Raw genomic sequence first — 13,175 nt, forward strand, 5'->3', positions numbered from 1 at the left:
GTCAGGGTTTAATGCCTGATATTAATACAAGAAGCCAAGCATAATACCGGCAGCAACAGCAGAACCGATAACTCCGGCAACGTTGGGACCCATGGCATGCATGAGTAAGTAATTCGTGTTGTCGTATTCAAGCCCCACAATCTGTGAGATACGTGCCGAGTCTGGAACGGCAGATACTCCTGAATTGCCAATAAGCGGATTGATCTTGTTGCCTTTTTTCAAGAATAAGTTGAAAAATTTAACAAAAAGTACTCCTGCACAGGTGGCTACCACAAAGGAGAAAGCGCCAATAATAAAAATCTTTACAGATTCGGGACGTAGGAACGTGGTGGCTTGTGTGGATGCCCCCACTGTTAATCCCAATAAGATGGTAATTGTGTCGATCAGCGGACCCCGGGCCGTTTCAGCCAAACGGCGTGTTACTCCCGATTCTTTCAGCAGGTTGCCGAAAAAGAGCATACCCAATAAGGGAAGTCCGGAAGGCACCAGGAAAGTGGTCAGCAACAGGCCGACTATGGGGAACAATATTTTTTCGGTTTGCGACACCACACGGGGTGTTTTCATCCTGATAACCCTTTCTTTTTTGGTGGTAAGCAATTTCATAAAAGGGGGTTGAATCACCGGAACCAACGCCATATAGGAATATGCCGATATGGCTACTGCGCCCAGGAGTTGTGGAGCCAGTTTCGATGTAAGGAAGATAGCCGTTGGACCGTCTGCCCCGCCGATAATACCGATGGAGCCTGCTTCGTTGGGTGCAAATCCCCACATTAGCGCTGCAATGTAAGCCCCGAAAATCCCGAACTGACAGGCTGCACCTATGAGGAAAAGTTTTGGATTTGCGATCAGTGACGAGAAGTCGGTCATAGCCCCGATCCCCATAAAGATAAGCGGAGGATACCAGCCTTGTACAACGCCTTGATACAGAATATTAAGTACAGAACCCTCTTCGTAGATCCCTACTTGCAAGCCGGCTGCCTCATTGAACGGGATGTTCCCGATAAGAATACCAAAACCGATAGGTATTAACAGCAACGGTTCGTATTCTTTTGCAATAGCCAGGTAAATAAAGATTAAGCCAACCAGAATCATGATGATGTGCCCGGAACTGGCATTGGCCATTCCGGTATAGTCCCAAAATGTTTTCAGGTTGTCACCCAAAGTCAAAAGTGTATTCATTTTCTCTTTTTTATTCTATGGTTACTAATTCGGCTCCTTCAAGTACAGAGTCTCCTTTGTTAACCAAGATCCCTGTTATCTTTCCGTTGGCGTTTGACAAGATGTTGTTTTCCATTTTCATGGCTTCCAGAATCATGATGGTTTGTCCTTTCTTTACCGTATCCCCTACCTGGCAGCGAATATCGAGAATAATTCCCGGAAGCGGAGACTGTATGGTGTTTTTTCCAGTTGCTTCTTTAGGCCTTGTAACAAGCGGAGTAGAGGTCGTTTGTGGAGTAGGCGTAGTAATGGCTTGTTTTTTAATTTTTGAGAGCGGTTTACTTTCCTTTTTTTCCAATTCTACTTTATACGGAGTTCCGTTCACTTCAAGTTCAACGACAGAACTATCGGTACTGTTAATAATCACACGGTAGGGAGCGCCGTTAATTTTATAATTAAATTCTTTCATAAGGAATATTTCTTTCTGTGTAATGTGTAAATGGATTAATGAATTATCTGCGGGGATCCTGACGCAAGGTGTATAATTTGGAACTCCAGGGAGAGTATTTGCGTCGGACTTCGCTGATGGTAAGGATGGTACTTTCAACATCGTGAACGTCCTGATTCAGCTCATGAATTGCAGCGGATATTGCGGCCAGTACTTCTCCAGTAAGCAAACTCTCGCCCCGCACTGCCGATAGTGTCCCCGCACTAGCAACACGTTTATGCGAAATGTTTTTCGCTGTGTTTCCAATTGCCTTGAAGATAAGATACAGCAAGATCAGTCCCAGGAAAACCACCAACATCGAGGTAATGGTTATGGTTACCCCAATAGGATCGTTCTCCTGTAGTGAAACCACTTTTGGATTTTCTTCCAGAACAGCATTGTTGCTGCTTGGGGTTATTCGTTCAAGCTGAGTGGCCAGAGGTGTATTGCTGTTTTTATCGAACTTGATGCCGTCGTCAGGATAACCATAAGTCTTGTCAGCGGGCAATCCAGCAGGAATTATTATTTCATCCAGTAATGTTTTTCCGTCATTTTCATACAATGCGATATAATTGTCTTTACTCGGATCAAGCTTGAAATTCACGTGGAAGGTTCCGTTAAAAGGCTCGTTGTCTGCCCAGAACAGTGCATGCTGTCGGGGTGGAATTTTTGTGAGAACATCACCCCGCGGAATTGGATATTTTTTCGGATTGTTGGGATCATCGGTAAGATATCTTCCACCCAGATCCTGCGTTTTATACGTGTTGTTGAATATCTCGATCCATCCGTTTCGTTGACCGAAGTCGTCCATGTACCCTGTTTGGTTATCCACCATAACTTCATTGATCACCCAACGCGGATTTTCATCTTTTATGGTACAACTCACAAGAAGTATCAATGCAGACAAAAACAACAGTTGTTTTAAATTATTCATACTTATGTAAATTATAGCGGTAAATTATCGTGTTTTTTGGGAGGATTGGTCAGCTTTTTGGTTTGCAATTGCTGTAGTGCCCTGATCACACGGAAACGGGTATTTCTCGGTTCTATCACATCATCGATATAGCCGTAACGGGCTGCTTCATACGGGTTGGTAAACAAGTCGTTGTATTCTTTTTTCTTTTCTTCCAACACGACAGCCAGTTTTTCGGGGTCCTTTTCGGCAGCAATTTCCTTGCTGTAAAGAACCTCTACAGCTCCTTCGGCACCCATCACAGCGATTTCTGCACTTGGCCAAGCATAGTTAATATCACCGCGAAGTTGCTTGCAGCTCATGACTATATGTGCTCCTCCGTACGACTTACGCAGTGTGACGGTCACTTTCGGAACAGTGGCTTCACCGTATGCGTATAGCAGCTTTGCACCGTGAGTGATTACGCCGCCATATTCCTGACCGGTACCAGGAAGGAAACCGGGAACGTCAACCAGCGAAACAATGGGAATGTTGAAAGCATCACAGAAACGGACAAACCTGGCTGCCTTGCGTGAAGCGTTAATGTCGAGAACCCCTGCCAAAAACTTGGGTTGGTTTGCTACAATACCTACCGATTGACCGTTGAAACGAGCGAAACCCACGATGATGTTTTTTGCATAGTCAGCATGCACCTCCAGAAATTCTCCACTGTCGACAATGGCTCCAATAATTTCGTACATGTCGTAGGGTTTGTTGGCACTGTCTGGGATAATTTCGTTCAGGCCGTCCTCCAACCTGTCGATCGGGTCGGAGCTTTTAAATACCGGCGGTTCCTCCAGGTTATTCTGAGGAATGTACGACAACAGTTTCTGAATCATCTGTATAGCATCCTCTTCGGTCTGAGCGGAGAAATGGGCCACGCCCGATTTGGAAGTATGCACCGAAGCGCCACCCAGTTGTTCCTGTGTAACATCTTCTCCGGTAACGGTTTTTACCACTTTGGGACCGGTAAGGAACATGTAGGAAGTTCCCTGGGTCATGATGTTGAAGTCAGTAAGAGCAGGGGAATATACGGCACCTCCTGCACAGGGACCGAAGATACCTGAAATCTGTGGAATCACTCCCGACGCTAAAATGTTACGTTGGAAAATCTCGGCATAACCTGCCAGTGCATTAATTCCCTCCTGAATGCGTGCACCTCCGGAGTCGTTGATACCGATAAGAGGGGCACCCATTTTCATAGCCTGATCCATTACTTTGCAAATTTTTTGCGATTGCATTTCGGATAGCGAACCGCCAGAAACGGTAAAGTCCTGGGCAAAAACATAAACCAGGCGTCCTTGGATAGTGCCGTATCCGGTAACAACTCCGTCGCCAAGGAATTTGGTTTTTTCCATGCCGAAGTTGTGACAACGGTGTTCCACAAACATGTCGAATTCTTCAAAACTTCCTTCGTCAAGAAGCATGGCCAGACGTTCGCGAGCTGTGTATTTACCTTTTAGGTGCTGAGACTCGATTCTTTTCTCACCACCACCTAAGCGAGCTTTTTCTCGTAATTGAATAAGCTCTTTAACTTTTTCGAGTTGGATGCTCATAAGATTATAATTTGTTATGAATTAAATTTTTGTTTTATTGTTACATCGATAGCCTCCTCAAATCACTATCGAGGTTGGTCATCTACGGATGCTCGCACAATTCGGTCAATACGCTACCGGTTGATTTGGGATGTAAAAAAGCAATGTTCAGTCCTTCGGCGCCGGCACGGGGTTGCGTATCGATAAGGCGTACGCCTTTTGCTTCAATTTCCCGGAGAGACTCACCCAGGTTTTTAGTGGCAAAAGCGATGTGATGAATACCTTCACCTCTTTTTTCAATGAATTTGGCAATGGTACTTTCTTCGCTGGTAGGTTCCAATAGTTCTATTTTTGTTTGGCCGATCATAAAAAAGGCCGTTTTTACTTTTTGGTCTTCAACCGTTTCGATGTTGTAGCATTTTAGACCAAGAACTCCTTCATAATAAGGAAGTTGTTCTTCAATGTTTTTTACAGCAATGCCGATGTGTTCAATGTGTGTTAATTCCATATTACTTAATTAAGTGATTATTTTTTTAAAAATGCAAAGGTAAGACTTTTAAGTTGTATGATAAAATTTATTTTTTTCGTTTTAAATGGAAGAAATTTCAAGTACTTCGAGTAGTTCAGGACTGATTTCCCGATCTTTTTTTATGGCACGTTTAAACGGTACATAGTCGATTTCGTTTTCACGAATACCGATCATTACATTGCGTTGATTTTCCAGCAACGCCTGGATGGCTGCTATGCCCATCCTGCTTGCCAGGATACGGTCCTGTGCCGTGGGTGAACCTCCACGTTGCAAATGTCCTAAAATGGAGACGCGCACATCGTACTGAGGATACTGTTTTTTTACCCTCTCAGCCAGGTTCATCGCGCCACCTGTAATTTCACTTTCAGTAACAAGAACCATGCTGCTGCTTTTCGATTTTCGGAAACCCTGATCGATAAGTTCCGCCAACTGGTCTTTCTCCATGCTTATTTCAGGGATTATGGCGGCTTCCGCCCCCGAGGCTATAGCGCTGTTGAGTGCCAGATAGCCACAATTACGTCCCATCACTTCCACAAAGAAGAGTCGTTCGTGGGATGTGGCTGTATCGCGAATTTTATCCATCGATTGCATAATGGTATTTAGGGCAGTATCGTAACCAATGGTGGTGTCGGTTCCGTTCAGGTCGTTATCAATGGTTCCTGGCAACCCAACAATCGGAATATTGTATTCATTGGCAAATACTCCGGCACCAGTCAGTGATCCGTCGCCGCCGATGACCACAAGCGCATCTATTCCGTGTCGTTGCATGTTTTCGTAAGCTGTCTTTCTTCCGGCTTCAGTCATAAACTCCTCACATCGGGCAGTCTTAAGTATTGTTCCGCCCTGTTGGATTATATTGCTTACGCTGTTGGTCTTAAACTCTTCTATTTCGTTGCTAATAAGTCCCTTATAGCCTCTGTAGATGCCAAAAACGCGCATACCGTTGAAAATTGCAGCGCGCGTTACAGCGCGGATGGCAGCATTCATGCCCGGTGCATCTCCTCCGGAAGTAAGTACGCCGATGCTTTTTACATTTGAATCCATTTCGAAAATTAGTTCTTTTTTTAAAATTGGTTGAACCTGAATACAATCGGCTGCAAAGGTAATTTTTTTTTAGGAGGCGCACAAAAAAAAGCTGCTTTAAAAAGCAGCTTTTTCAACTTTCATTTCCGGTATAAGCTCCGATATTTTTTTTGCGACAACCTCCATCTGCCACATGGGTGTTGAGGTAGCTCCACAAATGCCGATGCTGATGTCATCCCGTATCCATTCCGTATCCAGTTGGTCAGGATGATGGATCAAGTGTGAGTTCCGGTTGTACTTTTCACATTCGGCAAAAAGGACTTTTCCGTTGGAACTTTTTTCTCCTGCGATAAAAATAACGAGGTCGTGATTCTTAGCAAATTCTTGCATGTTGGGTACGCGATTGGAAACCTGACGACAAATGGTATCATAAAATTCAAATGTGGCACCATTTTTCATCCGTTCTTTTATCAATTCCCCTATTTCCTGAAATCCGTCCAGCGGTTTCGTCGTTTGTGAAAAGAGGCTTATGTCGCGTGAGAAGTCGAGTTTGTCTATGTCTTCTTTCTTTTCGATTACTATGGCTGATTCATCGGTCTGTCCCATCAATCCATTTACCTCGGCATGGCCTTTTTTTCCGAATATCACTATTTGTCCATCTTCATTTTGTTTGGTGATAAATTTCTTTTTGATTCGTTTTTGCAACCCAAGAACGACCGGACAGGATGCGTCAATCAATTCTATATTGTTTTCTTTTGCTATTTGGTAAGTGCTTGGGGGCTCCCCGTGGGCGCGAAGCAGAACGCGGACATCCCTGAGTTTTTTAAATTCATCGTGGTTGATGGTAATCAATCCCATTTTGGCGAGACGCTCCACTTCAATGTTATTGTGAACGATATCGCCTAAACAGTAAAGAGTTCCGCCTTTTTTCAGTTCTTCCTCGGCTTTGCTGATAGCTTTGGCTACCCCAAAACAGCAGCCGGACTGCTTGTCTATCTCAATTTTACTCATTTTACTTTGTGATTTTGTTAAACATATCCATTGCCCATTGCAATTGTTCTGTAATAGTTATATGTGAATTATCCAGTTCGATAGCATCGGTCGCTTTTCGTAACGGACTCTCTATGCGGGTGGTGTCTCTTTCATCTCTTTCGAGGACGTTGGCGAGGGTGTCTTCATAGGTAACAGGATTGCCTTTGGCCTGAAGTTCTTCGTAACGGCGTTGTGCGCGAACTTCGGGTGATGCCGTGAGAAAAATTTTGAATTCCGCGTCAGGGAAAACTACTGTGCCGATATCCCTGCCGTCCATCACTACCCCTTTCTTTTTCCCCATTGCCTGTTGCTGGCGTACCAACTCTCTGCGTACAAATCCCAAAGCACTCACGCGGCTTGCACCGTTCCCTATTTCAAGCGAACGGATTTCTTTTTCTACATTTTCACCGTTTAGATAAGTTTCCTGTTGGCCTTCTGAATTTGTTTTAAAGGAAATATCTATTTCTGAGATATGCATTTGTAATGCAGCATCATCAATTTCCGTATCGGTTATCCATCCCTTACGGTATGCAAACAGAGCTACTGCCCTGTACATGGCTCCGCTGTCGATATAAGTATAACCTAATTCCCTTGCCAATCCCTTGGCTATAGTACTTTTGCCGCATGATGAGAAGCCATCTACGGCGATATTTATTTTTCCCATTCTTATTGAAAGCAGATACTGTTTTTATAAACAACTACAAAGATAGAATGTTTTCGTTATAATTGGTTTTAACACAAAATCTAGCCAAACAATTCGATTGCTTTTTTCTCGTATTTGGGAATCTTGAATAACTGCTGTCCGGTTGCAAAGAAAAGCGATTTTAACCTTCCCGATTTAATCATCAGATTAATTAACTGCTGGTGTCGTTTGTGCTTATGAATAACAGCCGGCATTTTATCGGAGATATACGATGGGTTGAGAATAGTTTTTGCAGTTTCTTCTCCCGATATAAGTGCTTGGTAAATCCCTTCGCCGGTGAACGGAGAAACCAGTCCGGCGGCATCACCGGTCAGAAATATGTTGTCAAAACGGATTCCGTTATAATCGGCATCCATGGGGAAAGCTTCGTATTTTCCTTTGGAAATATCGATCTGTCTGTCGTTGAGCCATTGATGAAAATTCTCCTTTAATTTTTTCGGCGATACATGTTTCGGATCGGCGCCGCAACCGACGGAGATATAGCTGCGATGCGGAAAAATCCACGCGTACCATGCCGAAAAGTATTCAGGCTGAAAGAATATTTCGAAATCTTGGTACTTGTTGGTGGAAATTATGTATTGAATACCAATAATTTTCCTTCTTGACTTTAAACCAAGAAAGGTTTTCACGATAGAATTGGATCCATCTGCTCCAACGAGATATTTAAAGCCTATTTTTTCCCCACCGACAACAATGAAGTCTTTGTTGACCACCGTAGCCTTGCTGCTGATTCTTATTTCGATATTGGGGAATGCCTTTATTTTTTGTAATTGCCACTGTCCGAATTTTTTCCTATCGATAGTAAAAGCAAAATCGGTATCGGATTTTAAGGTTGAAGCGATATTGTTAACATGTAGCTTTACCTGGTTGTAACTATATTCAATGAGTTGCGGCGGAAGGCCAAGATATTCAATTCCTTTTCCGGTAAGTCCTCCAGCGCATACTTTAGGCCCAATCTCGTCGTTCTTCTCAAGCAATAAAACTTTCAAAGAAGAATTACCCAATTTTTCTGCGCATTTTAGACCGGCAGGCCCTGCGCCGATGATGACGACATCGAAGAATTGCACGTTTTGAATATTTTTTTTACAAAGATAAAATTTCCTTTTTTCTAATGAAACAAACAATAACGGAAATTAGTAAAACTGTGTTTGTTTTTATTGTTGTTTGAGCGAGTTTATCTTCATAAAAGTTAGAATGCGCATCCTAGCGCATCTGAGGTTATTCAATTAGGACGTTACATTAGTGTAACGCCCTAATAATTAAGTTATTCATTCAAAAAATTCGGATACATATAATCCGTTGCCGGGACGAAAGTCTCCTTAATGGTTTGCGGAGAGACCCAACGAAGCAGGTTAAAAACAGAGCCGGCTTTATCGTTTGTTCCTGATGCGCGGCCACCACCAAACGGTTGTTGGTCAACCACAGCGCCAGTAGGTTTGTCGTTGATGTAAAAATTACCAGCCGTATGAGTAAGCCGGGAAGTCATTTTCTCTATATTGGCTCTGTTGGAGGAGAAAATAGCCCCTGTGAGTGCATAATCGGTGGTTGTATCAAGAATATCCAATGTCTCATCCAATTTATCCGGATCGTAAACATAAACGGTTAGTATAGGACCGAAAAGTTCCTCTTTCATCGTGTTATAGTCGGGTTTCTTGGCAAGAATAACTGTCGGTTCAATGAAGTACCCTTTCGACTTGTCGCAGTTTCCGCCCATAATTACTTCGGCATCCAGCGATTGTTGCGCATCCGCAATCTCTTTTGCCAGTTTATCGAAAGACTCTTCATCGATAACCGCATTGATGAAATGGGTGAAATCTTCAGGGGTACCCGTTTTTATCGATTTTAAATCCTCTTCCATATGATTTTTAACCTCTTCCCACAGGGTCGTAGGAATATATGCCCGGGAAGCGGCAGAACATTTTTGTCCCTGATATTCGAATGCTCCGCGTGTGAGGGCAGTGGCTACTTGTTTAGCATTGGCCGTTGCATCGGCAAAAACGTAATCTTTTCCACCGGTTTCACCCACGATACGCGGGTAGGATTTATATTTCTCCATATTTCCGGCTATGGTTTTCCACATTCCGTTAAAGACACCCGTAGAGCCCGTAAAATGCAATCCGGCAAATTCCCGATGATTAAAAATTACCTCGGCTGCTTCCCTTCCTCCTACATAAACCAGGTTGATAACACCGTCGGGCAGTCCGGCCTCTTTTAACACTTCCATAATAAGATGAGCTGAATAGACCGCTGTTTTCGAAGGTTTCCATACTACGGTGTTGCCCATTAACGCCGGTGCTCCCCCCAAGTTAGCAGCTATGGAAGTGAAATTGAACGGAGTGAGCGCGAAAACAAATCCTTCCAGCGGACGCCAAACCGTGCGGTTCCAGATTCCGGGAGCCGAATTAGGCTGCATCCCGTAAAGGTCATACATGTTGCGTACGTTGAAACGGTAAAAATCGATTAATTCGCAAACAGCATCAATCTCAGATTGAAAAGCATTTTTCGATTGTCCGATCATGGTGACGGCATTGAAGTCGTACCGGTATGGTCCGGCAATCAGTTCGGCTGCTTTCAGGAATATGGCAGCACGACTTTCCCAGTGCATCGCTTCCCAGGCGGGTTTTGCTTTTAGAGCAGCATCGATAGCCATCTGTACGTGTGTTTTGTCTCCTTGATGATAGTGTCCCAGTAAGCGTTGATGGTCGTGTGGCGGGCAAATATCGTATAAGTTTCCCGTACGGACTTCTTTTCCGTCAATGATCATTGGAATATCCAATCCGCCTTTATTTAATTCGACAAGTTTTTGTTTTAAAGCTTGTCTCTCCGGTGACCCCGGTGCGTAACTCTTTACAGGTTCGTTCTTAATTTCGGGTAGTTTATAAATTCCTTTTGACATAAGGCGTATTGTTTTTTGTGTGGTTAGTATTATTTTTAGTGTTACAAATTTATAAAAAAAATACGGAGAAGAAGAGCAGTTTGCTATTGAATTAATTGTAAAATTCATTTTTAACACTTTCTCATGCAACGTTTTTTCGTTTTTTTCATCTATTATACGTAACATTGTAATTCGTTTATGAATCAGATGAGGAAATATAGAATCTTCACAGTGTTTTTTTTAATCATCGTCACAACGGCAATACTCTTCTCTTGTTCCAGGGAAGATGCGTTAGGTTTGGAAAGTGATGTCCTTGAATTACAATCGCCTTACGGCCGATGGAAGCTCGAAGGATATGCCAGTTCGGAAAGTAAGCAGGTTACGATAGTTCTAGGTTCTCCGTCGGCGTATTACCTGACGTTGAACCAAGACGGTACCTTTACCGGAACCTCATCTACTAATGCAATCGGTGGGAAATTTACCATAGACACGCACAGAGGCGTTATAAATTTTTCGACGACAGATTTTTACTCTTCAGGCAAGCTGACTGAAACAAACGACGGCAACTTATACCTGAACCGGCTGTTAAAAGTGAAAAATTACAGGGTTTTCACCAATAAACTGCATTTCTACTATTCAGACAAAGAATACCTGCTTTTTATTAAGCCTGTTAAATAATTGTTTCTGCCCTCTTTTCCTCTTTTTCCTCTTTCCAATGCTTGTTGGTATCGTTTTTTTGTTTTTCTTTGCGCTTTTTATAGCTATAAAACAGTTTTGGAATAATATTGTAACGTTCGCTATTTAGTGTAATGCCCTGATTTATAGGCTTAAATGCTTTTTCCCCGGGCTGGCAGTATACCTTCCTGACTTTAATTTACATTCATAACTATGATAACAGCAAAAACAAAAACAACCTTATCTGCAACCGAAGAACAGTACATTTCCCCGGACATCGAAGTAACCGACATTGAAATCAGTCACACCATTTTGGCCGGTAGCGGCGATTTACCCGGTATGCCTGGCGAAGACTGGTAAAATGAATGAACAAGTGTCAATTATCAATTACAAAATGCCGATTTGCTTCCTCGAACTTCCGACTTAAAATTATGCGTTATGAGACATAAATTATTCCTTTTTGTAGCCCTCGTTTTCATAGCGGCGAGCTGCACAAAAACAGAACTGCCAGTCGAACAAAGCGATACCGGCATATTGACCCTCACTGCTGTCATGCCGAGCACGGAGTCGCAAACCCGCGTTGCCCTGGAGAAAGATCCGGACAACAAAAATATTGTCGTGAGATGGAAAGCGGGCGACAAGGTGCTTCTTTTCTTTCAGAAGCCGGATGGGTCGGTTGTGGCAGGAGATGAGCCAACCATAACCATCGTCCCCGATACGGACAGCAAAAAAGCTACCTTTGACGTTATACTGCCGGCGGGTGTTACTGCACCCTGCACCGTTTATCTGGTTCACGGTGCAACGGCAGCCACTGATGGCAGCAAGATCGAAGTGGATGTTTCTCCCGTGGGTTTCAAAAAGCTGGACGAATTGGTCACACCTCTTACTGGAAAAGTGGAGGTTGTTTCCGGTAGTTCGGTGGGTGCCATTCCGCTGCATCATTTGGGTGCCTTGCAGTGCCTCACACTGGTAAACTACTGGGAAAATGCGTTTACGGCAACGCTGGAATTATCCTATACAGCAGGCGATGAATGGTTTTACAAGGCCGGCAGCAAATACGACCTGATAAGCGAATCGGTTACCAACATCGGTAGCGGTACAACCCCTTGGCAGGAGGTTTCCGTTCCGGCCACACAGGCAGTATTGTTTGCTCAATGGGTGATGCCCAACGGGAACATTCCACCGGTAATAGGGTTAAAGGCTGGTAGCCTCGTTTCCTCCAACCAAAAGCCTGCGCGCAGCGCCGGACTGGATAGAGGCCGTGCCTACCATCTCTATGGCTCGGCGAATTACTACCATACTGACCTCAAGTTTGCCGAACCCCTTGTTTGGGCGGGCAGCAATATCTATTGGAACGGTACGCAGCTCACGTTCGATGAAACGGTTGTCGATGCCGGTGCTGGCTCCGACCTTAAACAGGGTGTGTTCTTTAAATGGGGATCGCTGGTGGGCGTTTCCCCCTCCCTATCTTATGTAACCTATACTCCCATTTATGTGATGGGAGGTGCAAGCTCTTGGATCTCAGGTGCTACCCCGTATAATAGTATCCTGGATTTTTATGGCGCAAATATTTCTGGCGGCGGACAGACCAACACTTATCTTAACGATACCCAGCAGAATACCGACTTTATGTATCTGACGTCCAGGGGCGATATCTGCAAGTACCTGAGTAAGACCGGTGCTGTAGAAGGCAACTGGCGCATGCCAACCGGTGCCGATTTTAATGCTGCAGGTATAGCGGAGCACGCTATGGTTGGCTGGTCAACCAATTCTCTTCCCTGGTCGAGGTTTGGTACTTTCGCTACAGTTTCCGGTGCTGAGGCAGACGGTACAACTCTGGTCGGGAGTGGCGGTACCTATACTGTCGGCCATGCTGTTTCACGTTTTCCTGCCTCCGGTTACCGGGATCATAATGGCATGCTCTTAAGTATCGGTACCTATGGGGACAATTGGAGCAGTAGCATCTTCACTGGAACGGACATGGCTTTTCACATGGTTTTTGTCTTTAGTGGTTTTTATCCAGTCTATTATTTCGATCGGAGGTACGGGTTCCCGGTGCGGTGCGTCCGGGAATAAAGCGGCATAGCCGCGTTTCAAACCAACGGATTTTTAAAAGGTGACCTGATTTTCCGGCTGGCCAGGTTTAGAGTAAATAAAAAAATACACGGGATATAGGCATATAAATAAAAAAATTCTTATTTTTGTA

The 13,175-nt window shown here is 44.0% G+C and carries 13 protein-coding genes; 3 read left to right on the plus strand and 10 right to left on the minus strand.

Translation table 11 applies throughout. From position 1 onward, the window contains the following. Positions 1-21: 21 nt before the first annotated feature. The 10 genes from KCV26_09595 to pruA all read right to left on the minus strand — a co-directional run bounded on the left by KCV26_09595 (position 22) and on the right by pruA (position 10,315). Positions 22-1,179, minus strand: a complete 1,158-nt coding sequence (locus KCV26_09595; protein WZX35578.1) for a sodium ion-translocating decarboxylase subunit beta — start codon at positions 1,177-1,179, stop codon at positions 22-24. Between the two features lie 10 nt (positions 1,180-1,189). Beyond that, the gene (locus KCV26_09600) at positions 1,190-1,627 is read right to left on the minus strand and encodes an acetyl-CoA carboxylase biotin carboxyl carrier protein subunit (GenBank protein ID WZX35579.1); all 438 of its coding nucleotides are present in this window, start codon (positions 1,625-1,627) and stop codon (positions 1,190-1,192) included. Positions 1,628-1,670: 43 nt separating this feature from the next. Further along, positions 1,671-2,579, minus strand: coding sequence for an OadG family protein (locus KCV26_09605; protein ID WZX35580.1), 909 nt, complete (start codon positions 2,577-2,579; stop codon positions 1,671-1,673). A gap of 11 nt (positions 2,580-2,590) precedes the next feature. Further along, positions 2,591-4,153 (minus strand): acyl-CoA carboxylase subunit beta, encoded by a 1,563-nt coding sequence (locus KCV26_09610; protein ID WZX35581.1) that lies wholly within the window; start codon positions 4,151-4,153, stop codon positions 2,591-2,593. Positions 4,154-4,235: 82 nt separating this feature from the next. Continuing rightward, positions 4,236-4,640, minus strand: coding sequence for a methylmalonyl-CoA epimerase (mce, locus tag KCV26_09615; GenBank protein WZX35582.1), 405 nt, complete (start codon positions 4,638-4,640; stop codon positions 4,236-4,238). A gap of 81 nt (positions 4,641-4,721) precedes the next feature. After that, entirely contained in the window at positions 4,722-5,705 is a 984-nt protein-coding gene (gene pfkA, locus KCV26_09620) for a 6-phosphofructokinase (GenBank protein ID WZX35583.1), read from the minus strand. Between the two features lie 96 nt (positions 5,706-5,801). Next, positions 5,802-6,695: a 4-hydroxy-3-methylbut-2-enyl diphosphate reductase gene (locus KCV26_09625; GenBank protein WZX35584.1), complete on the minus strand. Its 894-nt coding sequence runs from the start codon at positions 6,693-6,695 to the stop codon at positions 5,802-5,804. 1 nt (position 6,696) lies between these two features. Further along, positions 6,697-7,380: a (d)CMP kinase gene (locus KCV26_09630; GenBank protein WZX35585.1), complete on the minus strand. Its 684-nt coding sequence runs from the start codon at positions 7,378-7,380 to the stop codon at positions 6,697-6,699. An 80-nt stretch (positions 7,381-7,460) separates the two neighbouring features. Further along, positions 7,461-8,486 (minus strand): NAD(P)/FAD-dependent oxidoreductase, encoded by a 1,026-nt coding sequence (locus tag KCV26_09635; protein WZX35586.1) that lies wholly within the window; start codon positions 8,484-8,486, stop codon positions 7,461-7,463. Positions 8,487-8,683: 197 nt separating this feature from the next. Beyond that, positions 8,684-10,315: an L-glutamate gamma-semialdehyde dehydrogenase gene (gene pruA, locus KCV26_09640; GenBank protein WZX35587.1), complete on the minus strand. Its 1,632-nt coding sequence runs from the start codon at positions 10,313-10,315 to the stop codon at positions 8,684-8,686. A gap of 186 nt (positions 10,316-10,501) precedes the next feature. Here pruA and KCV26_09645 point away from each other — a divergent pair, with 186 nt between their 5' ends. The 3 genes from KCV26_09645 (at position 10,502) to KCV26_09655 (ending at position 13,045) form a co-directional block, all read left to right on the plus strand. Further along, positions 10,502-10,972: an META domain-containing protein gene (locus KCV26_09645; GenBank protein ID WZX35588.1), complete on the plus strand. Its 471-nt coding sequence runs from the start codon at positions 10,502-10,504 to the stop codon at positions 10,970-10,972. Between the two features lie 210 nt (positions 10,973-11,182). Beyond that, complete coding sequence (locus KCV26_09650; GenBank protein WZX35589.1) at positions 11,183-11,329, plus strand: hypothetical protein; 147 nt, start codon at positions 11,183-11,185, stop codon at positions 11,327-11,329. Positions 11,330-11,407: 78 nt separating this feature from the next. Beyond that, a complete protein-coding gene (locus KCV26_09655) occupies positions 11,408-13,045 on the plus strand; it encodes a hypothetical protein (protein ID WZX35590.1) in 1,638 nt (545 codons plus the stop codon). The last annotated feature ends 130 nt before the right edge of the window (positions 13,046-13,175 follow it).

It is taken from the genome of Petrimonas sulfuriphila, from assembly GCA_038561985.1.
In the GTDB taxonomy this organism is placed as follows: Bacteria; Bacteroidota; Bacteroidia; order Bacteroidales; family Dysgonomonadaceae; genus Petrimonas; species Petrimonas sulfuriphila.

Coding starts and splice junctions, on each gene's coding strand:
- KCV26_09595 (WZX35578.1), bottom strand. CDS start 1,179: ATGAATACACTTTTGACTTTGGGTGACAACCTGAAAACATTTTGGGAC.
- KCV26_09600 (WZX35579.1), bottom strand. CDS start 1,627: ATGAAAGAATTTAATTATAAAATTAACGGCGCTCCCTACCGTGTGATT.
- KCV26_09605 (WZX35580.1), bottom strand. CDS start 2,579: ATGAATAATTTAAAACAACTGTTGTTTTTGTCTGCATTGATACTTCTT.
- KCV26_09610 (WZX35581.1), bottom strand. CDS start 4,153: ATGAGCATCCAACTCGAAAAAGTTAAAGAGCTTATTCAATTACGAGAA.
- mce (WZX35582.1), bottom strand. CDS start 4,640: ATGGAATTAACACACATTGAACACATCGGCATTGCTGTAAAAAACATT.
- pfkA (WZX35583.1), bottom strand. CDS start 5,705: ATGGATTCAAATGTAAAAAGCATCGGCGTACTTACTTCCGGAGGAGAT.
- KCV26_09625 (WZX35584.1), bottom strand. CDS start 6,695: ATGAGTAAAATTGAGATAGACAAGCAGTCCGGCTGCTGTTTTGGGGTA.
- KCV26_09630 (WZX35585.1), bottom strand. CDS start 7,380: ATGGGAAAAATAAATATCGCCGTAGATGGCTTCTCATCATGCGGCAAA.
- pruA (WZX35587.1), bottom strand. CDS start 10,315: ATGTCAAAAGGAATTTATAAACTACCCGAAATTAAGAACGAACCTGTA.
- KCV26_09645 (WZX35588.1), top strand. CDS start 10,502: ATGAGGAAATATAGAATCTTCACAGTGTTTTTTTTAATCATCGTCACA.
- KCV26_09650 (WZX35589.1), top strand. CDS start 11,183: ATGATAACAGCAAAAACAAAAACAACCTTATCTGCAACCGAAGAACAG.
- KCV26_09655 (WZX35590.1), top strand. CDS start 11,408: ATGAGACATAAATTATTCCTTTTTGTAGCCCTCGTTTTCATAGCGGCG.